Annotated in this window: 19 protein-coding genes and 2 pseudogenes; 11 read left to right on the forward strand and 10 right to left on the reverse strand. The window is 67.9% G+C overall.

Annotated features, from left to right (window positions below):
- Positions 1 to 11: 11 nt before the first annotated feature.
- Positions 12 to 2,069, forward strand: a complete 2,058-nt coding sequence (uvrB, locus tag LCF40_RS06320; protein ID WP_224827919.1) for an excinuclease ABC subunit UvrB — start codon at positions 12 to 14, stop codon at positions 2,067 to 2,069.
- Between the two features lie 195 nt (positions 2,070 to 2,264).
- Here uvrB and LCF40_RS06325 read toward each other — a convergent pair whose 3' ends face one another.
- Entirely contained in the window at positions 2,265 to 2,810 is a 546-nt protein-coding gene (locus LCF40_RS06325) for an HD domain-containing protein (RefSeq protein ID WP_224827794.1), read from the reverse strand.
- Between the two features lie 140 nt (positions 2,811 to 2,950).
- Positions 2,951 to 3,523 (reverse strand): DUF5518 domain-containing protein, encoded by a 573-nt coding sequence (locus LCF40_RS06330; RefSeq protein ID WP_224827795.1) that lies wholly within the window; start codon positions 3,521 to 3,523, stop codon positions 2,951 to 2,953.
- 585 nt (positions 3,524 to 4,108) lie between these two features.
- On the opposite strand from LCF40_RS06330, the gene LCF40_RS06335 reads away from it, so the two are divergent.
- The 5 genes from LCF40_RS06335 (at position 4,109) to LCF40_RS06355 (ending at position 9,181) form a co-directional block, all read left to right on the forward strand.
- The gene (locus tag LCF40_RS06335) at positions 4,109 to 5,167 is read left to right on the forward strand and encodes a thiamine ABC transporter substrate-binding protein (protein WP_263623605.1); all 1,059 of its coding nucleotides are present in this window, start codon (positions 4,109 to 4,111) and stop codon (positions 5,165 to 5,167) included.
- 68 nt (positions 5,168 to 5,235) lie between these two features.
- Positions 5,236 to 7,017 (forward strand): ABC transporter permease, encoded by a 1,782-nt coding sequence (locus tag LCF40_RS06340; RefSeq protein WP_224827796.1) that lies wholly within the window; start codon positions 5,236 to 5,238, stop codon positions 7,015 to 7,017.
- Complete coding sequence (locus LCF40_RS06345) at positions 7,014 to 8,102, forward strand: ABC transporter ATP-binding protein (RefSeq protein WP_224827797.1); 1,089 nt, start codon at positions 7,014 to 7,016, stop codon at positions 8,100 to 8,102. Before LCF40_RS06340 ends, LCF40_RS06345 begins: the two co-directional genes overlap by 4 nt.
- An 89-nt stretch (positions 8,103 to 8,191) precedes the next feature.
- Positions 8,192 to 8,728 carry a DUF7342 family protein gene (locus LCF40_RS06350; protein WP_224827798.1) on the forward strand — a complete coding sequence of 179 codons (537 nt, stop codon included), beginning with the start codon at positions 8,192 to 8,194 and terminating at the stop codon, positions 8,726 to 8,728.
- On the forward strand, positions 8,729 to 9,181 hold the full coding sequence (locus LCF40_RS06355) for a toxin-antitoxin system TumE family protein (protein ID WP_224827799.1): 453 nt from the start codon (positions 8,729 to 8,731) through the stop codon (positions 9,179 to 9,181).
- A gap of 575 nt (positions 9,182 to 9,756) precedes the next feature.
- Here the strand turns inward: LCF40_RS06355 and LCF40_RS06360 are convergent.
- The gene (locus tag LCF40_RS06360; protein WP_114576836.1) at positions 9,757 to 12,135 is read right to left on the reverse strand and encodes an ATP-dependent DNA helicase; all 2,379 of its coding nucleotides are present in this window, start codon (positions 12,133 to 12,135) and stop codon (positions 9,757 to 9,759) included.
- A 119-nt stretch (positions 12,136 to 12,254) separates the two neighbouring features.
- Positions 12,255 to 12,557, reverse strand: a complete 303-nt coding sequence (locus tag LCF40_RS06365) for a hypothetical protein (protein WP_224827800.1) — start codon at positions 12,555 to 12,557, stop codon at positions 12,255 to 12,257.
- Positions 12,558 to 12,702: 145 nt separating this feature from the next.
- Between LCF40_RS06365 and LCF40_RS06370 the strand changes: the two genes are divergently transcribed.
- Positions 12,703 to 13,287 (forward strand): DUF1684 domain-containing protein, encoded by a 585-nt coding sequence (locus LCF40_RS06370; RefSeq protein ID WP_224827801.1) that lies wholly within the window; start codon positions 12,703 to 12,705, stop codon positions 13,285 to 13,287.
- A 19-nt stretch (positions 13,288 to 13,306) separates the two neighbouring features.
- Here LCF40_RS06370 and LCF40_RS06375 read toward each other — a convergent pair whose 3' ends face one another.
- A complete protein-coding gene (locus tag LCF40_RS06375; protein ID WP_224827802.1) occupies positions 13,307 to 14,659 on the reverse strand; it encodes a serine hydrolase domain-containing protein in 1,353 nt (450 codons plus the stop codon).
- Positions 14,660 to 14,755: 96 nt separating this feature from the next.
- Here LCF40_RS06375 and LCF40_RS06380 point away from each other — a divergent pair, with 96 nt between their 5' ends.
- Both LCF40_RS06380 and LCF40_RS06385 read left to right on the forward strand, forming a co-directional pair.
- Complete coding sequence (locus tag LCF40_RS06380; protein ID WP_224827803.1) at positions 14,756 to 15,415, forward strand: metallophosphoesterase family protein; 660 nt, start codon at positions 14,756 to 14,758, stop codon at positions 15,413 to 15,415.
- Between the two features lie 110 nt (positions 15,416 to 15,525).
- Positions 15,526 to 15,900: a hypothetical protein gene (locus tag LCF40_RS06385; RefSeq protein ID WP_114576841.1), complete on the forward strand. Its 375-nt coding sequence runs from the start codon at positions 15,526 to 15,528 to the stop codon at positions 15,898 to 15,900.
- On the opposite strand, the gene LCF40_RS06390 is transcribed toward LCF40_RS06385, so the two are convergent.
- The 4 genes and pseudogenes from LCF40_RS06390 to LCF40_RS06405 all read right to left on the reverse strand — a co-directional run bounded on the left by LCF40_RS06390 (position 15,897) and on the right by LCF40_RS06405 (position 20,595).
- The gene (locus LCF40_RS06390) at positions 15,897 to 17,234 is read right to left on the reverse strand and encodes a tryptophanase (protein WP_224827804.1); all 1,338 of its coding nucleotides are present in this window, start codon (positions 17,232 to 17,234) and stop codon (positions 15,897 to 15,899) included. The two genes, LCF40_RS06385 and LCF40_RS06390, sit on opposite strands and share 4 nt — an antisense overlap.
- 100 nt (positions 17,235 to 17,334) lie before the next feature.
- On the reverse strand, positions 17,335 to 18,525 hold the full coding sequence (locus LCF40_RS06395; protein ID WP_224827805.1) for a DUF1616 domain-containing protein: 1,191 nt from the start codon (positions 18,523 to 18,525) through the stop codon (positions 17,335 to 17,337).
- A 72-nt stretch (positions 18,526 to 18,597) separates the two neighbouring features.
- A pseudogene (locus tag LCF40_RS06400) lies at positions 18,598 to 19,632 on the reverse strand (glycosyltransferase family 4 protein); the annotation flags it as partial.
- A 99-nt stretch (positions 19,633 to 19,731) separates the two neighbouring features.
- On the reverse strand, positions 19,732 to 20,595 hold the full coding sequence (locus LCF40_RS06405; protein ID WP_224827807.1) for a hypothetical protein: 864 nt from the start codon (positions 20,593 to 20,595) through the stop codon (positions 19,732 to 19,734).
- Positions 20,596 to 20,826: 231 nt separating this feature from the next.
- Here LCF40_RS06405 and LCF40_RS06410 point away from each other — a divergent pair, with 231 nt between their 5' ends.
- Positions 20,827 to 21,846: a lysylphosphatidylglycerol synthase transmembrane domain-containing protein gene (locus LCF40_RS06410; protein WP_224827808.1), complete on the forward strand. Its 1,020-nt coding sequence runs from the start codon at positions 20,827 to 20,829 to the stop codon at positions 21,844 to 21,846.
- A gap of 11 nt (positions 21,847 to 21,857) precedes the next feature.
- On the opposite strand, the pseudogene LCF40_RS06415 reads toward LCF40_RS06410, so the two are convergent.
- Positions 21,858 to 22,363, reverse strand: a pseudogene (locus LCF40_RS06415) (archaeosine biosynthesis radical SAM protein RaSEA); the annotation flags it as partial.
- A gap of 167 nt (positions 22,364 to 22,530) precedes the next feature.
- Between LCF40_RS06415 and LCF40_RS06420 the strand changes: the two are divergent.
- Positions 22,531 to 24,420, forward strand: a complete 1,890-nt coding sequence (locus LCF40_RS06420; RefSeq protein WP_345777842.1) for a bifunctional metallophosphatase/5'-nucleotidase — start codon at positions 22,531 to 22,533, stop codon at positions 24,418 to 24,420.
- Positions 24,421 to 24,492 lie beyond the last annotated feature (72 nt).

The following is a 24,492-nucleotide window of genomic DNA, read 5'->3' on the forward strand; positions in this document are numbered from 1 at the left end:
TCCGGCCAACCGTGAGCGACTCCCGTGGCCCCCTCCAGCCCGACCGCCCCGACGCCGACCATCCCCTCGAGGTCGACGCCCCGTTCGAGCCCGCCGGCGACCAACCCGAGGCGATCACCGACCTCGTCTCCGGCTTCGAGTCCGGTCTCACAGAACAGACGCTGCTGGGCGTCACCGGCTCCGGGAAGACCAACACCGTCTCCTGGACCGTCGAGGGCATCCAGACGCCGACGCTGGTGATCGCCCACAACAAGACCCTGGCCGCCCAGCTCTACGAGGAGTTCCGGGAGCTGTTTCCCGACAACGCCGTCGAGTACTTCGTCTCCTATTACGACTACTACCAGCCCGAGGCCTACGTCGAGTCCTCGGACACGTACATCGACAAGGACGCCTCGATCAACGACGAGATCGACCGGCTCCGACACAGCGCGACCCGGTCGCTTTTGACCCGCGAGGACGTGATCGTCGTCGCTTCGGTGTCGGCGATCTACGGCCTCGGTGACCCCCGCAACTACGTAGACATGTCTCTCCGCCTGGCGGTCGGCGAGGAGGTCGGCCGCGACGACCTGCTGGCCCGGCTCGTGGACCTGAACTACGAGCGAAACGACGTCGACTTCACCCAGGGCACGTTCCGGGTGCGGGGCGACACGGTCGAAATCTACCCGATGTACGGCCGGTACGCGGTGCGGGTCGAACTCTGGGGCGACGAGATCGACCGGATGGTGAAAGTCGACCCACTCGAGGGCGAGGTCCAGGGCGAACAACAGGCCGTTCTGCTCCACCCCGCAGAACACTACTCGATCCCCGAGACGAAACTCGAACGGGCGATGGACGAAATCCGCGAGGACCTCGATTCGCGCATTTCGTACTTCGAGCGCCAGGGCGATCTCGTCGCCGCCCAGCGCATCGAGGAACGCACCACCTTCGACCTCGAGATGATGCAGGAAACGGGCTACTGTTCGGGCATCGAGAACTACTCGGTGTATCTCTCCGATCGGGACTCCGGGGAAGCACCGTACACCCTCCTCGACTACTTCCCCGAGGACTTCCTGACGGTGATCGACGAGTCCCACGTCACCCTCCCCCAGATCAAGGGCCAGTACGCCGGCGACAAGTCCCGGAAGGACTCGCTGGTCGAGAACGGCTTTCGCCTGCCGACGGCGTACGACAACCGGCCACTGACCGCAGAGGAGTTCCGGGAGAAAACCGGCAAAACGCTGTACGTCAGCGCCACGCCGGGAGAGTACGAGCGTGAGGAGAGCGACCGGATCGTCGAACAGATCGTCCGCCCGACCCACCTCGTCGATCCCGCAGTGGAGGTCTCGCCGGCCAGCGGCCAGGTCGACGACCTGATGGACCGGATCGCAGAACGGATCGACCGCGACGAGCGCACGCTCGTCACCACCCTCACAAAGCGGATGGCCGAGGACCTGACCGAGTACCTCGAGGAAGCCGGCGTCGCGGTCGAGTACATGCACGACGAGACCGACACCCTGGAGCGCCACGAGATCATCCGCTCCCTTCGACTGGGCGAGATCGACGTCCTCGTCGGGATCAACCTCCTCCGAGAGGGGTTAGACATCCCCGAGGTCTCCCTCGTGGCGATCTTAGACGCCGACCAGGAGGGCTTTCTCCGCTCGGAGACGACGCTCGTCCAGACGATGGGCCGCGCCGCCAGAAACGTCAACGGCGAGGTCGTCCTCTACGCCGACGACCCCTCGAGCGCCATGGAATCGGCAATCGAGGAAACCCGCCGCCGGCGCGAGATCCAGCGCGAATACAACGCAGACCACGGCTACGAGCCGACGACGATCGAGAAGGCGGTCGGCGAGACGAACCTCCCGGGGAGCCAGACCGACACCGGGGGCGTCTCCGGCCGGGAGGTCGGCGACGACGAGGAGGCCGCCCGGTATATCGAGGAACTCGAGGATCGGATGGAGGAGGCCGCGAGCAACCTTGAGTTCGAACTCGCCGCCGACATCCGCGACCGGATCCGGGAGGTCCGCGAGGAACACGACCTCGCGGGCGACGACGAAGACGGAATCGCCCCGCCCGCCGAGGAGTTCTGAAGCCGGACTCGGCCATCGTACGGTCGCCGATTTCCAGTGTGTGACTCGAGCCCGATAGCGTTACTCCGGTCTCGAGTGCGCGTTGTGCAGTCGTTGGTGTTCAGGTTATCTACCCAGAATAGATATATAAAGTAATGATATAACACTGCTGACTCGGCAGCATCCGGAACCTCTCTCCTAAATATAACTCGATGATCAAGTCTCAATGTTTTTCCTCACTCGTTCCTTCACAGTGGGGAACTTCTTCTTGAGATCTTGATATATGTCTTCCTCCCCGATATACGATTCGGAATTCTCGATGAAATACTCCATCTTCTCGATCTGATTGTTTTGTAGACTGTCGGAGTCTCCCAGACCGTAGTACTCACTGTTGTCTAGGATATCCGTAGCTTTCACAACCACCGCAGCTCTTCCCAGCTCAAAACACCTTTCATAAATATCGTAGTGTCTCTCGAGGTAGTCGTCGATACTCTCGTCGAAACTAGTGGCTTCAACGATATTTGCAACGTTCTTCCCGAACCTCGAACGAATCTCGTCGGAAGTTACATCCGTATCCTCTAATAGGTCGTGCAGAAGGCCAGATATGACGATACGCTTTTCATAGCCTCTCTGGTAAAGAGCTATTCCCACTCTCGTACTGTGGAGGATCACTGGCTTCGGGTTGTCTCCCGACCCTTCGAATGAACGTGCCAGATACTGGATACCTCGCTCGATCTCTTCGTCTTCTTCTAGATCCCTCATCTCTGATGAAAAGCCGGGCTCGCTATTGAATTATATTTGGTTCGAACTGCCTGAAACGCTTCTGCTGACGACCCCACGGGGATCGCTCGGAGACGAGACGGCGTTCGAAACGTTGGCGTTCGAAGCGGGTGGCTCCTTGGTCAGCGGTCGAACCGGTCGGGATCGGTCCCGTCGCCGGTCGAACTCGACCCCGTTCGCTCGCGGTCGTCCTCGAGAGCGCGGTCGATCGGATCGAGGTCGGCGTCGTCCCGTCCGGCTCCGGCGTGTGGCTCCTCGTCGAGGGACGTGTACCGCTCCCGGTCCGTGGGTCGGTCTCGCCCCATTCCGAGGGTGTCCCGGGCCGACGCCCGGTGCTCGGGGAACTCCCGGGCGAGGACCGCCCCGAGGTAGCCCCCGGCGGCGCTGAAGCCGACGGTGTAGACGACGGCCGCCGCCGTGACGAGGCCGACGACGACGATCATCGCGACGATCCCGCCGGCGGGAACCCCGAGGACGCCGAGCCAGGCCGATAGCACGGCGAGCCCGAGGAGGCCAAGCCCCGCGAACGGGAGCAGGGTGATGAGGCCGGCGAGGGCGCCGACCAGGGTCCCCGCCCGCCCGTCCTCGCCCTCCAGGAAGCCCGAGACCGCGCCCCCGAGCACCGTCGAGAACGGCAGGAAGGCGAGGACGACCGCCGCGACCGCGCCGACGACTGCGTTGACGATCGTTCCCATGGGTCGAGGGACGCTACCGGCGGCCAAAAGGTCGGCGGTCGGTTCCACCGAGTCCGTGTCCTTAAGACCACTCGGTGGAAACACCCTGTAATGAACCGACGAGCGTTCCTCAGGGCAGCCGGCGTCGGCGGCGTCGGCGTCACGATCGCGGGCTGTTCGACCGGGAACGGCGGCGACGACGACGGGAACGAAACCAACGATACCGACACCGGCGACGCGAACGAGACGGACTCCAACGCTACCGGCGACGAGGCGAGCGGGGACGACGGGACCGATGGCGAGGACGACGCGAACGACACCGGGCCGAACGGGACCGGGTCGAACGGGACCGACGACAACGCCACCGACGGCGCCAACGGGACCGACGGAAACGGGGACGACGGCCACGACCTCGTCGTCACCGTCGAGGACGAGGCGGGCGAGCCCGTCGACGACGCGATCGTTCGGATCAGGACGGAAGGCGACATCCTCGGCGGCCTCTTCGGCGGCGAGGAGACGGAGGAAGCGGCGACCGACAGCGACGGCGAGGTCGTCGCCGAGGGCCTTTCGGACGGCACGTACACCGTTGCCGCCGAGAGCGGCGACCTGAGCGGCGAACGCGAGGTCGAGATCGACGGCGACAGCGCGGAGGTCACCGTCGCCGTCGTCGAGCAGACGGAGGGACGGCTCCGGATCGCGACCTACAGTTCGATGGTCGACGGCGAGGAGCCCGCCGGCGTCTGGCTCAAGGAGGCCTTCGAGGAACGCTATCCCGACGTCACGATCGAGTGGACCGTTCCCGAAGCGGGGGTCAACCACTACATCCAGCGCGCCCAGCAGGACGCCGGGATCGACGTCGACGTCTACTTCGGGCTCAACGTCGACGACCTCGTCCGGATCGACGACACCCTCGACGAACAGCTGTTCGCGTCCCTCGAGCGCGACCGGGTAGAGCGGGCCGACCGCGTCCGGGACGACCCGGCCGTCGAGTTCGGCGACCCCGACGACCGGGTGCTCCCCTACGACACGGGGTACATCAGCCTCGTCTACGACGAGGGGGAGGTCGAGGGCCCCGAGAGCTTCGAGGACCTCGTCGACCCCGCATACGAGGGGACGCTGCTCGCCCAGAACGCCCAGGACTCGGATCCGGGCCGGGCGTTCTTGCTGTGGACGATCGACGCCTACGGCGCGGACGGCTACCTCGACTACTGGCGGGAGCTAGTCGACAATGACGTCCGCATCCTGGGGAGCTGGGACGATGCCTACAGTGCCTACGAGAACGCCGAACGCCCGATGGTCGTCTCCTACTCGACCGACCAGGTCTACACCAACCGCTACGACGGCGACATGTCCCGGAGCCAGATCGCCTTTCTCGAGGACCAGGGATACGCAAACCCCGAGGGGATGGCGGTGTTCGAGGGAAGCGAGAACGCCGACCTCGCGTACGCGTTCATGGACTTCGTGCTCTCGTCGGAGGCCCAGGCCGAGATCGCCGTCCGGAACGTCCAGTTCCCCGCCGTCGCCGACGAACACGTCGATCTCGACGCCGAGTACGACGAGTACGCCCACGAGCCCCCCGAGTCGATCGCGCTCGGCTACGAGGAGCTGAGCGGGAACCTCGGCGGCTGGATCGAGGACTGGGCCCGCGAGATCGCCTCCCAGTAGTGAGCTCGAGGGCGGGCGGACCCGGCGGCCGTCGGGATGGCCGGAGCCGTCGGAGCGGGCGGAATCGGTTGCGTGGATGGGCCGGGAGGCACGCCCTCACCGTCCTCGCCGTCGCGACGGCGGCGATCCTCGCCGTCATGTTGTATCTCCCCGTCGGGATCGTCTTCTCCCAGGCCGTCTTCTCCGAGGGAACTCCCACGCTCTCGGCGTTCCGGGCGGTGCTCGCCGACCCCTTCTACACGGGCGCGCTCGCGGGCGTTCTCGCCGATCCGCTCGCGATCGGGGCTCACGTGGAGGGCGTCCTCGAGTGGCTCCGGGCGGGAGCGCCCGTCCCCCGGATGGGACTGTTCGGCTTTACGGCCTACCAGGCCGCCCTCTCGACCGTCGCGAGCGTCCTCCTCGGGCTTCCCGCGGCCTACGTACTTGCGACCTACGAGTTCCGGGGCCGCCGGACGATCCGGTCGCTGACGATCCTCCCGTTCGTCCTCCCGGGGATCATGGTCGCGGTCGGCTTCTACGCGATGTTCGGTCGGGACGGGACCCTAAACGCGGCCCTGGACTTTGCGGGCCTGGGCCCCGTCGACTTCATCGGGTACAGCCCCCTCGCAGTCGTGATCGTCGCCCACGCGTTCTACAACGCGCCCCTGGTGGCGCGGGTCACGCTCGCGGCCTGGGAGTCGGTCGATCGCCGGGCCGTCGAGACCGCCCGGTCGCTCGGGGCAGGTCCCGGACGGGCGTTCCGGGACGTTGTCGTTCCCCAACTCCTCCCCGCCGTACTCACCGGCGCCCTCCTCACGTTCGTGTTCACGTTCATGACGTTCCCCATCGTCCTCGCGCTCGGCGGGCTCGGGCTCGCGACCGTCGAGGTCTGGATCTACGACCGGATCTCCCAGCTCGCGGTCGCGGAGGCCGCGACCCTCGCCGTCCTCGAGACGGTCCTCACCCTGGGGCTGACCTACGCCTACCTCCGCTACGAGTCCGCCCAGGCCGGAATGAGCCGCGGGGACGCCTCGCCCGCTCGCGAGCCGCTCTTCCCGGATCTCCGAACCGCTCTCTCGGCCCGCCGGCTCGCCGTCCTCGCCTACGGCGCGGTCGCCGTCGTCGTCTTCGTCGGGCCGATGGCGAGCATGGTCGTCGGCGGGGTCACCGACGGCGGCGGCTTCACTCTCCGTCACTACCGCTTTCTCGCCGAGCGTCAGGCGACCGGCGCGGCCTACCAGACGCTTCCCTGGCCCGCGATCCGCAACTCGCTTCTGTTCGGCGTCGCGACCCTCGCCGTCGCGCTCCCGATGGGCGTGACGATCTCCGTGCTGACGGTCCGCTCGCGGTGGGGGACGGCGATCGACGCCCTCGCGATGGTCCCCCTCGCGGTCAGCGGCGTCGTCTTCGGGATCGGGCTGCTCGAGGGGCTCGTGTTCGGAACCGATATCGGAGGGTTCCGTCTTCAGGTCACTGGAGCCGCGGCGATCGTCGCTGCCCACGCCGTCGCCGCCTACCCCTTCGTCGTCCGGAACGTCTCACCCCTGCTGGCCGACTTGGACCCGGCGCTCGTCGAGTCCGCGCGCGCACTGGGCGCGAGCCGCGCCCGCGCGCTGCTCGACGTTGAGCTCCCCCTCGTGGCGAGCGGGATCGTCGCCGGCGCCGCCTTCGCCTTCGCCATCTCGATCGGCGAGTTCTCCTCGACGGTGATTTTGGCGAGCGGGAGCGACGCCTACACGATGCCCGTCGCCGTCGAGCGCTACCTCGGCCGCCGGAACGGCCCCGCGATCGCGATGGGGACCGTTCTCCTCGTCGTGACCGCCGCGAGCTTCGTCGTCGTCGACCGCGTCGGCGGGAGGTTCGAGGCGTGACCGAACTCGCCCTGGATGGGGTCTCGAAGGCGTACGACGAAACGACCGCCCTCCGGGACGTCTCCCTCGCCGTCGCGGACGGCGAGTTCTTCACCCTCGTCGGTCCCTCGGGCTGTGGAAAGACCACCACGCTCCGGACGATCGCGGGCTTCGAGGAGCCCACCGCGGGCGAGGTCCGCTTCGACGGGGAATCGGTGACCGGGCTCGGGCCCGAAGCCCGGGACGTCGGCGTCGTTTTCCAGAACTATGCACTCTTCCCCCACATGAGCGTCGCCGAGAACGTCGGCTACGGCCTCAAGTTTCGGGATTCGGGGACCGCGAGTTCGGAGGCGCGGATCGAGGAACTCCTCGAGCTGGTCGATCTTTCAGGAATGGGCGAGCGAGAGCCGAGCCAGCTTTCGGGGGGGCAACAACAGCGGGTCGCACTGGCCCGCGCGCTCGCCCCCGAGCCGAGCCTCCTCCTGCTCGACGAGCCGATGAGTGCCCTCGACGCCCGCCTCCGGGAATCGCTCCGCCGCCAGGTAAAACGAATCCAGTCCGAGCTCTCGATCACCACCGTCTACGTCACCCACGACCAGGAGGAGGCCCTGGCGATCTCCGACCGCCTTGCGGTGATGAACGAGGGCCGGGTCGAACAGATCGGCACCCCCGAAGCGATCTACCGGCGACCACGAACGAGGTTCGTCGCCGAGTTCGTCGGCGACAACAACGTTCTGGCAGGCGAGGTCCGTGGACGCGAGGACGACCGACTCCGGGTCGGCGTCGACGGCGGCGAGTTCGCGATCGGCGATCCCGTCGCGGACTCGGGCCGGGATTCCGGCGACCGGGACGGGGGAGTCGAGTCCGCGCCGTCTCCCGGCGACCGAATCATCTTCTGCGTTCGCCCCGAAGCGCTCCGGGAGGACGCCGAAACGAATCGAGTACGGGTGAGCGTCGAGGGCCAGGAGTTCCACGGCGAGAGCGTCCGGGTGGACGGCCGGTGGGGAGAGACTCCGATCGTGCTTCGGCTTCCCGACGTTCCCACGCACGAGGAGTTGACCGTCGGGTTCGAGCCGGAGGCGGCACACGTCGTCGAGCGAGAGTAAGTCGGCCTCGAGAGTCCGCCGAAAGGGGCGGCGAATCAAATATTTGTGAGATCTGAGGATATATTGCGTTTCGGGGCGTAGGGAGAGCCATGACCGATATCGATCCGACTCCGCCGCCGGAGGACGTCGAGGAGGTCCGGACGCGCTGGCACGACGACGCCGACACGTTCGATCGGGTCTACGACGTCGTCCTCGGGATCACGGAGCCGACGAGCCACGCCGAGATCGCGGAGATCGCGGACTGCTCGCCGAACGCGGCGAAAAAGCACGTCGAGCGCCTCGCGGAGATGGGCATCGCGCGCGCCGACCGCTCCGGTCGTCCCGTCCGGTACGAACGCAACGACGGCTACCTCGAGTGGCAGGAGGCGAGCCGGCTCGCCGAGGAACTGACCGTGGAGGAGATCGTCGATCGCGTCGAACGACTCGAGGAGCGCCGGGGCGAGTTCGAGGACCGCTTCGGAGCGACGGATCCGACGGCGGTGTCGGTCTTCGATCTGGACGATCACGACGCGATCCACGAGCGGATGGAGGCGGTCGGCGAGTGGCAGTCGATCGACCGGGACGTTCGGCTGTACGAACTCGCACGGCGGCTGATCCAGAACGACGGGCACCTCCTCCCGGCGTAGATGAACCCGCCAGGAAATGGGGAAGGGGGATCGACGGGGCCGCCCGATCGCCAAACCCTCCGGCTGCTCGAAGGCGTCCTCGCCGAGGACCCGACGGTCGCCACGACCGAGTTCGAACCGAACGGCTCCGAACCGACCCTGCTCCGTGCCTCGTTCGAGACGGACCGATATCCGGACACCGTCGAGGCCGCCCGGCTCGACGTCCGCTGGTTCGCGAGCGGCGACTTCTCGATGCACTATGTCGAGACTCTCGCCGACGGCGACCGCTGGGAGTGTCGATGGGATCGCCACCCCAACCCGCACGACGGGCGGCTCCACTTTCACCGACCGCCGACCGGCGACGAGGTCGAGGCCCTCGAGATGGCGGCGGTTCACCCGCTCGACGTCACGGCAACGGTGCTCGCCGCAGTCGAGCCGCGAATCGAAGGCCACTGGTCGGCCGACGGGTCTTGACTCCTCTCGTTCTCTTTTCGCACTCTCGAGCCGTCGTCGATCGCTCTCGCCGACGAGACGAACACGAAGGACTGCTCTCAGCAAACGGTAGCGAGGAGCCTCCTTCCTCAACGAGCGACCGACGGGAGCGAGTAGGGTGGAGAGGAATCGCGTTGCGAAGCTGGACGAAACCGCAAGGCTTAGGCCGTCTCCGCCCGTTATGTGAGATACTGCCGTCCTCGCACAAGCCGGGGTCGGTAGGAGCCACGAGTAAACTGGCTCCCGTGGTGCGACGGCGTGGCCGTCGCACCCTATACTCGGGAACGACGACCGCGAACGGGTTCGATCCCCGTCCCCAGTGTTGGGGTAGAGTGAGAGAACACCGGGAATTAAATCGGCGGGACAATCCACGGAACGGATCCGGTAGGCGGGTCGCAGCAACAACTCCGACCCGCCGTCCGCCCGTGGACGGTAAGAGGAAGCCGGGCCGCGCCCTTGCATGGGGTTGCGGGGTACAATGTCGTTGCGGTAAAGCCCCGCCCTCAAGGAGTGACCGACCGCCGCAAGGCGGGAGGGTGCGAGTAGGGCGGGGTAGTTTACAGCCGATCCCGAAACCGATCCAACCCGAGCCCCAGCATATCGGGACTCACAGGTTGAAACTCCTCGCGTTCGTCCTCGGGGAGGAACTTCCGGACCGAGTCCCACTCCTCGCGGGCGTAGCGCTCGTCCACGAGCACCCGGATCCCGACCTCCTCGGGACCTCTGATCACCCGCCCGATCGCCTGGCGGGCCTTCCGAACGGCGGGGACCGTCAGCGCGTAGGTGAAGCCGTCCCCGAAGGCATCGTCGTAGGCCCGCCGGACCGCCTTCGTCCGCGGGCTCGAGGTGTTGACGATCGGGACGCCACAGACGGCGGCGGCGGCCAGCCGGTCGCCGCCGTAATCGACGCCCTCGGTGAGCGTCCCCCGGAGGCTCGTGACCAACACTTTCCCCTCGCCCGCGAAGAACTCGTCCTTCAGGGTCTCGGTCGCGTCGTCCCCGCTCGCGGCGTCGAGCAAGACCGGTTTCTCGACGCGCGCCTCGAGTACACCCGCAGCCCACTCGGCCTCCGCATAGCTCGGCATCCCGACGAGGACGTTGCCGGGGACCGACGCGACCTGTCCGATCGCGTCGGCGTACTGCCGGCGAGTGGGGGTCTCCTCGCCCGGCGCCCCACGATTCTCGTAGGTGAACTTCGGCGCCGCGACCGCGAAGCTCTCGCGGTTTTCCTCGGGGAAATGCAGCCCGTAGCGCCGAGTTGCGACGGGCCGGTCCTCGCCCTCCAGATAATCGAGCCCGGTGACCTCGGTGAAGACGTCCATCGGCTCAAGGGTCGCGCTCATCAGGATCCCGCCGCCGAAGGAGGCGAGCCGAGAGCCGATCGCGTCGCTGGGCACGCAGTTGTGCAAGGCGAGCCGGCCGTTGTAGGCCCGGCGCCAGCTATCGGCGGGTTCCTCCTCGTTCCAGGTCCGCTCGAGTTCTACCTCCCGGAAGTACTCGGTGTGATCCCGGCGGTACCACTCGCCGACGACGCGACCGACCGCGGGCGCCGCTCGCGACTTTTCCTCGCCCTCGGCCTCGTTGATGATCCGGGCGACGACCGCGCCGACCGACTCCGTGCGGACCCACAGCTTCTCGCCGTAGCCCGCCTCGCGGGCCCACGCTGAGATCTCGTCCTCGGCGGGCACCTGGGGATCGCGAAGCGGGATCTCCGCGTCCTCCAACTCCATCAGGTCGGACTTCCAGCCCCGGTGCTCGCCGTCGAGATGCGCCCGCACGCGCCGGTCGAGTTCCTCGCGCAGTGCTTCCAAAAAATCGCGAACTGCTTCGATCTCGTCGGCCGAGACGTCCGAATCGTTCAGTTCCGCACGCACGAGGTCGGCGTCGGCGGTCTTCGACCCACTCTCTGTACTTCGCCCCTCGCGGTCGAACTCGAGGGGCTGGAGGACCCGCGAACACTCGGTGACGGCGTCCCTGAGCGAGGTGTCCGCGATCCCCTCGCTCACGAGGTCCCGGACGCGGGGTTCGAGCATGTGGGCCTCGTCACAGACGACGAACGTCTCTTCGTTCAACAACTCGCCCGTGAACGCGCCGGTCGTCGTCGGGTCGAAGGCGTGGTAGTAGTTGCCGATGACGACCTCGACCTCGGGGAGGGCCGCGCCCATGATCGAGTGGGGACACGAGCCATGGCGCATTCCCAGCGAGACGAGTTCCTCGGGGGTGACGAGGCCGACATCGGTAAGGTCGAACGGGACCGCTTCGGCCCGCGAGCCGCCCTCGTCGCCCTCGTCGGGGAGGTCCTCCAGGTACTGGGCGTAGAACGGACAGTACTCGACGCCGCCGGCCGGGCCGCCGTCGTCGTACGTGGGGATCTCGGGAGGGTAGGAGGCGGTCTCGCCCGCGCTCTCGAGCAGTCGGATGCCCCCGTCGCTGCGACCGCTGTCGGCGAGCCCGGTCTGCTGGCTTCTGGCATCTGCCGCGAGAGAGCCCGCGGTGGTCGCCCCGCCCTCGCCCGTCAGGTCGCGGGTCCGCTCGCGGAGGTTCTCACACCGGTCGTACACCACGCCGTCGTCGAACTCTGCGACCCCCTCACGGTTGTACGGGCAAACGTCGGCCTTCCCGACGAGGGTCAACCCCGAAACGGGATCCCACTCCCCTGGAAGGTTCGCGTTGATCGTCTCCAAGTCCTCCTCGAACTGCCGGAGCTGTTGTTTGACGCTCGTGAGGACGACCACGCGCTCGTAGTCGCTGTCGGGGTCCCGGACGAGGTCGATCCCCGCCGAAAGCGCGAGCATCGTCTTTCCCGTACCGCAGGCTCCCTCGACGACCGTAAACCCGCCCTCGCGGGCGGTCTCGAGTGCGGTCTCGATCCCGTCTACCTGGTCCGCGTAGGGTTCGGCGTGGCCGAACACCTCGCGCCAGGAGCCCTCGCTCATCTCTCCGGAACTCGTCGTCGCTCGTCCATAGGGATGTCGGAGCCGACTGGGCGCGCCATCGGTCATAAACCCGCGGATCGGATGGAGTCGATGGGGCCGAAGCGGGTTCTCGCCGGATCTCAGCCGAACGAGTGGTTCGTCCGGCTCCGCTTGTCGTCACCTTCTGGGCCACTCCACACGATAACCGCACTCTGTGCCACGAAGAGGGCGGCGAGCGTCACGAGACAGAAGAACAGATCCGGACCGGACAATAGGTAGTGTAACGAGCCGAACAGCGTCACGACCACGCCGGCCTCGAGAGATCTCGTTCTCCAGGATTCCGCCTCGAGAGACTCCAAATAGAGCCCACCAACCCCCACGAGGAGCCCGGCCGAACCGGGAACCACTCCGGGTTCGATCCTCTCCGGCGCCGCGGCGACCATCACGGCGAGAAGAACTCCGGAGACCACGAGTGTCGTTCTCCCGTGCATGGTCGTCGTATCGTCACACCATCATATAGTCCTACCGACGCCAGGACTCACACCGATCGAACACAACCCCTTCCCGTTCCCGGCCGCTACCCGACGTATGGCCGACGATCCGGAGTTCGACGTCGAGGGCTGGCGAACGGAACTCGAGGAGAAGCGCACGGAGAAAGACGAGTTCTTTTCAACCCATCCCCAGTCGCCGATCCCGCCCGAGGACCGCGAGGCCTTCGACGGGCTGGACTACTTCGAGCCCGATCCCCAGTACCGACTCGAGGCGACGGTTTCGATCCCCGACGACCCCGCGTCCGACCCGGTCTACATGGAGACGACGGCGGGTGGAGAGGTCCGCTATCTCCGAACCGTGGTGCTGACGATGGGCCTCGAGCGCGAAGAGCCCAACCTCGCCGACGCGGAACTCGAACTCGCGGGCTACGAACAGGAGGGAACCGATGGCGCGCTGTTCGTCCCCTTCCGGGACAAGACGACCGGGCAGATGACCTACGGGGGCGGGCGCTACATGGAACTGGAGGCCGAGGACGACCTCGCTGAGGGCGACTCGATCGTCGTCGATTTCAACCTCGCCTACACTCCTTTCTGTGCCTACAGCGAGACCTTCGCGTGTCCGCTTCCGCCCGAGGAGAACTGGCTCGAGGTCGCGATCCCCGCGGGCGAACGGTTCGAGTAGCGTTGCGGAACGGACTGATTTACTGCTCGGTGAGCACCGTGGTCCACTTTCCCATCGAGAGCACCAACTCGAGTCCCGTCTCCGTCTCCCGGAACTCCGCGAGCCACAGCGCCCCGTCTCCCGGGCGGACCGAGAAGACGTACCGGTCGTCACCGATCTCCTCCGGCGAGGCGGTGACGGAGAGGGCAAAGCCCTCCACCGTCAGCTCGATTAGTCCCATCCGAACGGGCTCGACGACCACTGTCTCGGCGTTCCGGTACGCTCCATAGGTCCCGGAAACGGTCTCGACCACCTCGGAGAGCTTTATCGCCCGGACGCGGTCGGCGGGCTCCTCGCCGCAGGCGATCGCGAGGAGCGCCTGTCCGAGCGTGGCGGCCGGCGGCCCGTGACGGTTGAGCGCCAGCGCGACGCCGAGACCGTCCTTCGGGAGGACGCCGATGTAGGCGCTTGCGCCGTCGATCCCACCCAGGTGGCTGGCAAGGAGTTGCTCGGCGAACTCGCCGATCTCCCAGCCGTAGCCGTACCCTCGCCGGCTGTCGTCGCTGGTCGGGAGCGGCGGCGACTGGAGGTTTGTCGCCTTCGCGAGGAGATCGGAGTCGAGTATCCGGCTCCCCTCTACCTCGCCGCCGTCGAGCACACACCGCCCCAGTCTGGTGAGTTCCCGCGGGGAGCTGATCAACCCGCCGGCCGATCCTGCACCACCGTCGTAGGTCTTCACCACCAGTTCCCCGTCGCGCTCGGCGTAGCCCGTCATCGCGTCGTCGTCGGTCCGGAGCGCGTCCGGGTCGAAGGTGGACCGTTCCATCCCGAGCGGATCGAGGACCTCCTCGCCGACGTACCGGTCGTAGGGACGGCCGTCCACGGCCTCGATCAGCTCCCCGAGGACGAAGTAGCCCCCGTTGGAGTACATATATCGATCCCGGTCGAGGAGGCGCTGATCCGCTGCGCCCCTCACGTGCTCGAGCAGCCCGAGATCCTGCCCGTCGTCTATGGTGCCGTGGAGCGCCGAGAAGTCCCGCGGGATCCCCGACGAGTGCGAAAGCAGCTCTTCGACGGTGATCGGATCGCCGGGGACGTCGTCGAGGATCGGCACGTACGCCCCGATATCGCCGTCGAGATCGATCTCTCCCCGATCGATCAGCCGAAGCACCGCGAGGGCGACGACGGGTTTCGAGAGCGACGCGACCGAGTACAGCGTGTCGGGGGTCGCCGGTGCCCCAGACTCGACTTCCCGCTCGCCGAGGCCCGTTGCGACGCGGACTCCCTGCTCGTCGAAGACGACGGCGCTGACGCCGGGAACGTCCTCGTCCTCGCGCCAGTCGCCGAGAAACGAATCGATCCGGTCGGCCGTCGTCCGTGCCCTCTCTCCCATGCCCTTCGATCAACGAAGCTGACACATAGGTCTTGCCTGGGACGGGAGACAGCACGAGGCCGAGGATACATACCACTGGACGCGCTCGCCTCGGGTATGCGCGTCGGGCTCATCTCCGATATCCACGGCAACCGGGTCGCCTTAGAGGCCGTCCTGGCGAATATGCCGGACGTAGACCGACTGGTCTGTGCGGGCGACGTCGTCGGCTACAATCCCTGGCCCGCCGACTGCGTCGACGCCATGCGCGAGCGGGGGGTGCCGACGGTCGTCGGCAATCACGACGCCGCCGTCGTCTCGGGAACCGCCTTCCGGTTCAACGAGATGGCGAAAGCGGGCGTCGAGTACGCCCGCCGGGAGCTCGACGACGAGCAGTTGGGATGGCTCGAGTCCCTCCCCGAGACGCGCCTGACCTGTGACGACCGGGTCAAACTCGTCCACGGCCATCCCGACGATCCCGACCGCTACACCTATCCCGCGGACTTCTCGCCCCGACTGCTCGACGAGGAGGACGTCCTCGTCCTCGGCCATACCCACGTCCAGCACGCCGAGAGCTACGGCGAGGGGATCGTCGTCAACCCGGGAAGCGTCGGCCAGCCCCGCGACGGCGACCCGAAGGCGGCCTACGCCGTCCTCGATCTCGACGCGATGGACGTGGACCTCCACCGGGTCGCCTACGACGTCGAGGCCGTCCAGCGGAAGATCCGGGAGGAGGGGCTGCCCGAACGGCTCGGGACGCGGCTCGCCCGCGGGAAGTAGACGGAGACGGGGTTCGACGGCCCTCGGCCGGTCTCTTTCGATTCCGGGCCCGCCCTGCACGCACGGACCGGCCCAACAGCTAACTGGGGGGAGGCCGTATCCGGCTTCGCATGTCACTCAAACGGATGCTGAGCGGGGATCCATCCCGAAGTTCGTTGCTGTACATTGTCATCGGGGGACTCTCGCTCGTCAAGGCCGTCGCCCTCTACAACGACCGCGAACGGTTCCGCCGCGAGCTGACCGACGCCGCGCTCTTTCTCGGCGTCGGGCTCGTCCTCCGGCGGTACGGACAACTGAAGGAGCAGAAACGCCAGGAACTTGAGTCACAGGTGCCCGGATGGCTCGCCAAGCGAGGGGGATCCGACGGATCGGAGCGCTCCGGCCCCGGCCTCCGTGCCCGCGCGAAAGCCCGGTTCGGCGACGAGCCCGAACCCGAGCCGACCTACCGCGAGCGCGCCCGCCAGGCCGTCTCCGACCGCCGTTAACGGGGCCGTAGCTCCGCGGTGAAGTGGCGCAGTTCGGGGGTCGAGGGTTCGCTTACGATCTCGAGACCCCGAACGTTCTCCCGGTTCGTGACCGCCGCCGCGGCGTCGGCGACGTGCTCGAAGTGTTCTCGGTGGTAGCTCCGGCGGGGCACCGCCAGCCGCACGAGATCCGGCCGGTCGGCCCCCGGGAAGGCGAAGCTCCCGAGTTCGACGCCGCGGACGCCGCCCTCTCGATACAGTTCGCAGACGAACGTCTGGCCGGGGAATGCCTCCGGCGGGATATCGGGAAAGACCTCGCCCGCATCGACGTACACCGCGTGGCCCCCGGTCGGCGTGTAGATCGGGACTCCCCGCTCCGCGAGGAGGTTGCCGAGCGTCCGGACGCGCTCGAGCCGTCCCTCGACGTACCCTTCCTCGACGGCTTCTCGGAGGCCGACGGCGAGGGCGGCCATGTCCCGGCCGGCCATCCCGCCGTAGGTGGGAAACCCCTCGTAGAGGATCCCGCGTTGACGACACTGCTCGTGGAGGTCCTCCTCGCGGAGCGCGACGAACCCGCCCGCGTTCGAGAGCCCGTCCTTCTTGCCGCTCATCACGAGGGCGTCGGCGTAGGAGAGCTGTTCGCGGGCGATATCGGCGATCGGATCGCCCTCGAACTCGCCCTCGCGTGCGCGGACGAAGCCGGCGTTCTCGGCGAACCGGCAGGCGTCGATGACGAAGGTGGCACCGATCCTGTCAGCGAACTCGCGGACCCGGCGGGTGTTCTCGACGCTGACGGGCTGGCCGGCCGCCGAGTTGTTCGTGATCGTGAGGATCACGACGGGGACGCGGTCGGCGCCGACCCGATCGACGACCTCGTAGCCCCGGTCGACCGAGAAGTTTCCTCGAAAGTCGCCCTCGCCGTCGGGGTCGAACGCGCCCGGCGCGGGGCAGTCGACCGGCTCGGCTCCCTGGTTCGCGACGTGGGCCCGGGTCGTGTCGAAGTGGGTGTTGTTGAGGACGACGTCACCCTCGGAGACGAGGCTGCCGTAGAGGACGTTTTCGGCGCCCCGTCCCTGGTGAGCGGGGACGATCCGGGGAAAGCCCATCACGTCCCGGACGCTTTCCTCCAACTGCTCGAAGCTCTCGGAGCCGGCGTAGGACTCGTCGCCGCCCAGCAGGGCAGCCCACTGGTCGGTGCTCATCGTTCCCGTCCCGCTGTCGGTCAGCAGGTCGACGTAGACGTCCCTGCTCGCGAGGTTGAAGACGTTGTAGCCCGCGTCCTCTATCGCCCGCTCCCGGCGCCCGCGGGAGGGCAGCTCCGTCCGCTCGACCATCGACGACCGGTAGGCGACCATGGCCGTCCCTCGGTGGCCGGACAGTTCAACTTCCCTGTCGGAATCAGTCGGCGAGCGCACGGAACCGGCCGTTCGTGTCCAGACGTGGCGACGGGCTCGGTCAGCCGTCGTCCCCGCCCCCCGGCTCGATGCTCCCGGGCTCGACGTCGACCCAGAGGTGGACGTAGTAGTCGGTGGTCTCCGTCGAGAGCTCCGCGGGCACCTCGTCGGGGTACAACAGCCAGACCAGCCGGACGTCCTCGCCGGTCATCGTCGGCTCGACCTCGTGGGGGTGGTGCCAGCTCTCGTTGTGGGCGAGACGGGTCTCGAACCGGTCGAGTTCGTTCTGGTCGCGAACGACCGTCTCGTTGACGGTCGCGTTCGCGGCGGTTCCGTTTCCGGCCGTCTCGTTCCCGACCGTGTCGTTCTCGACCACCTCGACCTCCTGCTCGACGAGAACCACCGTGTAGTTGGTCGTCCGGTGTTCGTGGTTGTCGACGCCGACGATCACCTCGCTGCTCTCGCCGCGCTGGAACTCCTCGGGGTAGCCGTCGGCGACGAGCTCGCCCTCGTCGGTCTCGGTGAGGAGGTAGACCGCCGAGAACTGTTCGCCGGTCTGGGGGACCATCACCGCGTAGCCGACGCTCGCGACCGCCAGCAGGATCGAGGCCGCCAGCAGGATGTTCAGCGCCGCGTCGGCCCGCGAGTCGGGCCGGGCGATCTCGTCGCGACCGGCGGCGATCCACGCCCGGTAGGGCACCGCAAACCGCTCGTCGGCGGGGAGTTCCCGCCGACGGTGGGCCCCGACGGCGACGGCGATCAGCGTGAAGGCGCTGACGGCGACCATGATCGGCACCAGCCGGATCCCCCACGGCGTGAAGTTGAGCACGAGCCCGATGAGGGGGACGACGGCGATCGAGAGCCCGAAGGAGAGCGCGACTCGCTCGATCCCGTCGATCCCCGAGCGGGCAGAGCGGCTCCAGGTCGCGCTGGCGTCCCCGTCGATCCCCGAGCGGGCAGAGCGGCTCCAGGTCGCGCTGGCGTCCCCGCCGTCTCCCTCCTCCTCGATCCCGGCACCGTCGGCGACCGGCGACTCCCCCTCCTCGGGGAACAGCGCCGCGACGAACGCGTAGCCGGGGACGAAGAGCACGAACGCGAGCCCGATCGGCACCCGGAGCGGCGTCTCGCGGATCACGGGCGCGAGCACCGCGACGTTGGTCGCGACGACCAGCGCGACCGCCGCGGCGAGGTCGGCCGGTAGCTCCCGGAGCCCTCGAGGAAGCGCGAGCCACAGCGTCCGGGGCGCGACCATCGGTAATCCGATCGGTCCCATCGCCCTAAAAGTCGGTCGATCCTCGCGGATCGGCGGTGGCGGCCAGTCTGCTCAGACCAGCCCCTCGTACAGCGCGAGATACCGGTCCGCGATCGCCTCGAGGGAGAACGCCTCGCTGCGGTCGGCCGCGTTCGCCCCGATCCGCTCGCGCAGCGCCGGCTCCTCGAGGCGCTCGATAGCCGCCACGAACCCCTCGAGCGATTCCGCCTTCAGGCAGTCCTCGCCGTCGACGAGCCACTCGTAGGTCGGGATCTCCCGGACCAGCGGCGGCTTTTTGCAGGCCATCGCCTCCAGGAGGGCCATCCCCTCGTTTTCGTTCTTGGTCGGGAAGTAGAAGACGTCGCCGGCGGCGAACGCGCCCCGCGGGTCCTCGATGTAGCCCGTAAATCGGCAGTTCTCGGGTGAGTTCGCGACGAGTTCGCGGGTCGAACGGGGCTGGAGGTATTTGTCGAGCGTGCCCCCCGTTGGATTGAGGTAGCCGAACCAGACGAAATCCAGGTGGGGCATCCGGCGGGCGGTCTCGACGAACGTCTCGACACCCTTGCGCTTGATGACGTGACCGAACATGAAGACGACGGGGGGCTCGAGGTCGTAGCGCTCCAGATACTCCTCGCGGAGGTTCGAAAAGCCCCGGAGGCGATCCGGGTCGAAGCCGTTCGAGATCACCGTCGTCGGCGTGTCGGTGTACGTTTCGACCACATCGCGGTTGTGCTCGGAGGGACAGACGAGGTGGTCGACCCGGCCGTAGGCGTATTCGAGGTAGGGCCGGAGGGGGACGGCGAGGGCGTTCGAGAGGACGAAGCTCTCCCGGAAGTCCTCGGCGGTCTGGTGGGCGTGTGCGACGACGGGGACCCCCCTCCGGCGGGCTCGTTCGGCGTAGTAGAGCGATCTGGGGCCCATGTTGTTGAGGTGGAGCAGATCGACCGACAGCGAGGGTTCGGTCGTGTACTCGATTCCCTGATCCTCCAGGATTCGGCGCTGGTTTCGCACCGACTCGGCGTGGCCGCCGGTGATCTGTGACTCCCACTCGAAGTAGTGGCTGACTCTCACCCTCGGCCCCTCCTCGTCAGGCGGCCGTCGGCCCGCGCGGTCCGCCGGCTGCCGGCCGGCGACCGGTGCGGGCGAGACCGGCGGACGCGCGGCCGGCGGGTCACGGTCGGCGACCGGAACGCTCCCACGGCGCGATCACCGGACCTCGAGCCAGGGGACCTCCACGAGCGGCGGGATGTGGGTCTCGACGTGGTGTTCCCAGACCCCCTGCTCGCCGAACGCCTCGCCGTGGTCGGCGGTCACGACGACCCGGCCGTCGAGTTCGGTGACCAGGTCGGCGACGGCCTCCAGGGCGATCCGGAGGTTCTCCTCGTAGAGGGCCATCGCGGCCGTCCGGGTCCCGTCCGTGAGGAGGTCGGCGGGGTCGAGCTCGAGCCAGAGGCCGACCTTCTGGGCGAACCCGCTGTCCTCGAGGCGCTCCTCGACTTTCGGGCGGATCGCGTTACCCAGCAAGGAGAGGGCGCCGGTGCCGCCGTCGGTGGCGGGCTCGCTCTCGGCCTCCTGGCGCTTGATCCCCTTCTGGATCTGCTTGAGTTTCCGGCCTTTCCCCCGCGAGAGGTAGGGGGCGTGGGGCTGCATGTAGTGGAGCACCGTCCGGTCGGCGTCCTCGACTTCCTCCTGGTGGTTCTCCAGGGCCTCCGCGAGCGCGCCGGGCGGGACGGTCCCCAACTCGTCGTCCCAGCCGCTCTTCCAGACGTCGATCACCTCCCGGATATGATCGCTCGCGGTCCACTCGTACTCACAGCTCGCCCCCCACTTGAGCTCGCTGAGAGGGATCCCCAGGTCGTTGATGAAGGGGTTGCCCGAGAAGTAGGCGATGTCGTGGTCGCCGGTGAACGTCCGGGAGGCCCACTCGGGGGTCGAGGAGCCGACGCTGCGTCGCTTCTCTACGTCTCCGTCGAGGTAGTCGTCGTAGACGTCCCTGAACACGTCGTACCGGCACGCGTCCAGCACCAGACAGTAGTCCCACCCTGACTCCAGAAAGCGCTGGTCGTCCATCGGTCGTCGGGGAGTCGTCGTCCGACCATTGTATTCTTTCCGTTAAACCGACGGTCGTCGCCCGCTCGCCACTGACTCGCGTGAATCCCCTGTCTTGTGGAGGGCTGTGGCCGGAGCGTTCTCCCGCCGAGGGCCCCAGTTGTGGCCCAAACCCGCTCCGGGTAGCGGGTTCCCGGTCCGGACCCGCCAGGAAAGCGGACCCTTCAAGTCCAATACGGTGCCGTACTCGCCATGGACGAGCGGAACCGGCGGACGTACCTCCTCGGCGCGATCGGGGCCGTCGTGGTCCTCACGCTCCTGTTCGTCGCCGTCGGCGCCCGGCGGATCGCCGACTCCCTGCTGTCGGCCGATCCCGTCTTCGTCGCCGCGACCGCCGGCCTCGCGTGTTGCTGGCTCGCGGCCTGGGGGCTGATGCTCAGGACCGTCCTCGGCGCCCTCGGCGTCTCCCTCCCGCCGCCGCTGGCGGTCGCCGTCTACGCCGGGATCGTCTTCGGGAACAACGTCACTCCCTTCGGCCAGGCCGGCGGCGAGCCGGTCGCGGCCGCTCTCGTCTCGAAGGTGGCCGACGCCCGCTACGAGACCGGCCTCGCCGCCGTTACCAGCCTCGACGTCCTGAACGTCGTCCCCTCGCTCTCGCTTGCCTTTCTCGGCGTCGGCTACTACGCGACCACCGCCGCCGTCGGCGAGCGCCTCGAGGCCGCCGTCCTCTCGGTGGCCGCCCTCGGCGTCGGCGTCGTGCTCGTCGCTACGGTCGTCTGGCGGCGCCGTCACGCGATCGCCACCCGGCTCCCGGCGGTCGTCGCCCCCCGCCTCGGCCGGCTGGGGGGAGAGCGGTTCGACCCCGAGGCGCTCGAGGCCGACCTCCGGGAGCGAACCCGGCGGTTCTTCGCGAACGTCGGCCGCGTCGCCACGAGCCGGCGCCGGCTGGCCGCCGCACTGGGCTTGTCGCTTTCGGGCTGGCTCTTCCAGGTCGTCGCGCTCGCGGCGGCGTTCGCCGCGGTCGGCCACGCCGCCCCGCTCGCCGTGCTCGTCTTCGCCATCCCGATCGCGAACCTCGCCGGCGCGGCCCCGCTCCCGGGCGGGCTCGGCGGCATCGAGGCCGCGTTCGTCGCCGTCCTCGTCCCGACGACCGGGATCGAGCCCTCCGCCGTGACCGCGGCCGTCCTCGTCTTTCGGGGAGCCACCTACTGGCTCTCGACCCTGCTCGGCGGCGTCGCCGTCTCCGCGTTCGGCGTCCGGACGGTTCGGTAACCTCGGTCGCGGTCGTGGCCCACGCGGTCCGTCGCGGTTTCCAGGCCCACCGCCACATCGGTCTCCAGGCCCTGTTCGGTGAAGTCCTCGACCGTCTCGCGGTCGACGAAGCCGGGCAGTGATTCGACGACGATGCGGTCGCGGTCGCCGAGCGCAGAAGCGATCGCCTGCCGGGTCTCCGCGGGTACCTCGCGCTCGTCGAGGAAGGAGCCGGAGGTGTAGATCTTCACCAGCCCGGAATCGCCATCGGTCTCCTCGGACTCGTGGTCGAGACAGTGCTGGATCTGGTCCATCAGGGCGTCGTGGGAAACCTGCTGCCCTCGACGGACTCGGCGACGTAGCCACACATCGTACAGCCGCCGGCGCGCGCCCAGCGACAGCCGCTGATGGTGAGGCTCTGGTAGACGCCGTCGGGCGTGTCGTCCTCGTCGATCCACACCCGGGTGTGCTCGTCGGGGTCGTAGCTCTGGTCGCTCTCCGCGCGGCTGTCGCGCATCGCTTCGGTGTGCGCGTCCATCCCCCGCCCGCGTTCGTACAACTTCGGGCGTCTCCTGGTTCGATAGCAGGCACGAGCGTTGGGGGAGTAGTTCTCATCTATATATTCCACTCCGCTACGAAATTTTATAATCGTACAACTCTGGGATCGAAACGATGCTTCGAGACGATACGTACCGGCGACGCGACGTGCTGCGAACGGGTGGAATCGTGCTCGGCGGCTCCCTCCTGTCGGGGTCAGCGACGGCCGACGACGGCGACGGAACGACGCTGACGCTCCTGTCGTACAACGACATTCAGACGGCGGCCGCCGAGGACGAGGACTTCCCACGGCTAGTGACACTCATCGAGGAGCGACGAGCGTCCGCCGACGGGCCGGTCGTCGTGGTCGGCGGCGGCGACCAGGTGGGACCGCACGCGCTCAGTCCGATCTCGCAGTGGCGCGCGCCGGTGGACGTGCTCAACGAGGTCGGGCCGGACGCGGACGTGATCGGGAACCACGAGTTCGACTACGGGTTCGACGCCATCTCCGACGTGACGGCCGACTCCGAGTTCCCCTGGCTGGCGACCAACCTCGTGACCGACGACGGCGAGGCGTTCGACGGGACCGAGTCGACGCAGGTCGTCGACCGCGGCGGCGTTCGCGTCGGGATCATCGGCCTCGCCGACGAGGGAGCGACGACCGGGAAGACGAATATCGACTTCGAGGCGGAGGGCGTCACCATCGAGGACTTCACCGAGACGGGCCCCGCGGAGGCACGGCGGCTCAGAGAGCAGGAGGACGTTGACGTCGTCGTCGCGCTCGCACACACAGGCGTCCCGGACGCGGAGGCGCTCGCCGAGGCGGACGCCGACGACGACATCGACGTGATCGTCGCCGGTGACGACGAGCTCCGCTATCCGCCGGAGACGACGAGTGGCTCCATCGTCTCCGAGGCGGAGGCGCGGGCGAACTACCTCAGCGAGATCGAACTGACGGTCGAGGGCGGCGAGGTGACCTCGTGGGACGGCGAACTGATCGAGGTCACGGACGACATCGCGAAGGATCCGACCGCCTCACAGATCATCAACGACTACCGCGCGGAGGTGAGCCTCGACTCGGTCATCGCCGAAACCGAAACGCCACTCGACGCCACGTTCTCGTCGAACTACCACCGCGAGACGAACTACGGCAACCTGATCACCGACGCGATGCGCGAGCGGACCGACGCCGACGTCGCGATCACGAACGCCGGCGGCATCCGCTCGGACGCGGTGTACGGTCCCGGCGAGATCACCGGCGGCGACGTGTTCAACACCCTCCCGTTCCCGAATACGATCGTCACGCTGGAGCTCACGGGGGCGGAACTCGTCGAGACGCTGGCGAGCCAGATCGTCACCCTCGAGAGCGAGACCGGGCAGGATTTCGGCGAGGAGGTGTCCCAGCAGGTCAGCGGCGTGCGCTTCGAGTGGGTCCCCCATGACGACGCGGAGCAGCTAGTTCGCGACGTGCGCGTCGGTGGCGAGGCGCTCGAGGCGGACGCGACCTACGAGGTCGCCGTCAACAACTTCATCGCCGACGGCGGGAGCGGCTACCCCCTCGAAGACAAGCCGATGATCGAGGACACCGACGAACTGCTCGCGACGAGCGTCGTCGAATACCTCAGGGAGCGTGATACCATCGCCCCCACCGTCGAGGGCCGCATGCAGCGCGTCGACCGCGACCTGCCCGACGCCGCCGTGACCGTCGACGGAAACGGCAAGGTCGTCGAGCAGTTCGACACGCCCGACGACGTCGAGTCGGTCACGGGTAACACCGCCGCGGTGTGGTCGCCTGACGGGGAGCACGTCGACGCGGAGCACGTCGTCTTCGACGAGGACGACGAGACGCTGGTCGTCCGCGCCGACGACGGCGCCCTCGCGGAGACGGTCGAAGACGCAGAGGACGGCGACGAAGTCCCGCTCGACCTCTACGTCGAGTACGAGTCGAGCGAGTTCGACCACGTCTACTTCGAGCGCTCCCGGCTGAACGCCGACCTCGCGGCCACCGTTCGACGGCGCGGCCGGAGCCGTGCTTGCGGGGCACCCGGGAGTCACTGACGAGACCCCGGACGACGCCGTCGGGCGTGTCGTCCTCGTCGATTCAGACCCGGTGGGGTCGTAGCTCTGGTC

It is taken from the genome of Saliphagus infecundisoli, from assembly GCF_020177375.1.
Lineage (GTDB): Archaea > Halobacteriota > Halobacteria > Halobacteriales > Natrialbaceae > Saliphagus > Saliphagus infecundisoli.

Bases quoted from the DNA above. Each gene is read 5' to 3' on its own strand.
- LCF40_RS06350 (WP_224827798.1), top strand. From the start codon at position 8,192: ATGACCGATATCGATCCGACTCCGCCGCCGGAGGACGTCGAGGAGGTC.
- LCF40_RS06375 (WP_224827802.1), bottom strand. From the start codon at position 14,659: ATGGGAGAGAGGGCACGGACGACGGCCGACCGGATCGATTCGTTTCTC.
- LCF40_RS06370 (WP_224827801.1), top strand. From the start codon at position 12,703: ATGGCCGACGATCCGGAGTTCGACGTCGAGGGCTGGCGAACGGAACTC.
- LCF40_RS06325 (WP_224827794.1), bottom strand. From the start codon at position 2,810: ATGAGGGATCTAGAAGAAGACGAAGAGATCGAGCGAGGTATCCAGTAT.
- LCF40_RS06390 (WP_224827804.1), bottom strand. From the start codon at position 17,234: ATGGTCGCCTACCGGTCGTCGATGGTCGAGCGGACGGAGCTGCCCTCC.
- LCF40_RS06330 (WP_224827795.1), bottom strand. From the start codon at position 3,523: ATGGGAACGATCGTCAACGCAGTCGTCGGCGCGGTCGCGGCGGTCGTC.
- LCF40_RS06365 (WP_224827800.1), bottom strand. From the start codon at position 12,557: ATGGTCGCCGCGGCGCCGGAGAGGATCGAACCCGGAGTGGTTCCCGGT.
- LCF40_RS06355 (WP_224827799.1), top strand. From the start codon at position 8,729: ATGAACCCGCCAGGAAATGGGGAAGGGGGATCGACGGGGCCGCCCGAT.
- LCF40_RS06395 (WP_224827805.1), bottom strand. From the start codon at position 18,525: ATGGTCGCGCCCCGGACGCTGTGGCTCGCGCTTCCTCGAGGGCTCCGG.
- LCF40_RS06380 (WP_224827803.1), top strand. From the start codon at position 14,756: ATGCGCGTCGGGCTCATCTCCGATATCCACGGCAACCGGGTCGCCTTA.
- LCF40_RS06385 (WP_114576841.1), top strand. From the start codon at position 15,526: ATGTCACTCAAACGGATGCTGAGCGGGGATCCATCCCGAAGTTCGTTG.
- LCF40_RS06360 (WP_114576836.1), bottom strand. From the start codon at position 12,135: ATGAGCGAGGGCTCCTGGCGCGAGGTGTTCGGCCACGCCGAACCCTAC.
- LCF40_RS06405 (WP_224827807.1), bottom strand. From the start codon at position 20,595: ATGGACGACCAGCGCTTTCTGGAGTCAGGGTGGGACTACTGTCTGGTG.
- LCF40_RS06410 (WP_224827808.1), top strand. From the start codon at position 20,827: ATGGACGAGCGGAACCGGCGGACGTACCTCCTCGGCGCGATCGGGGCC.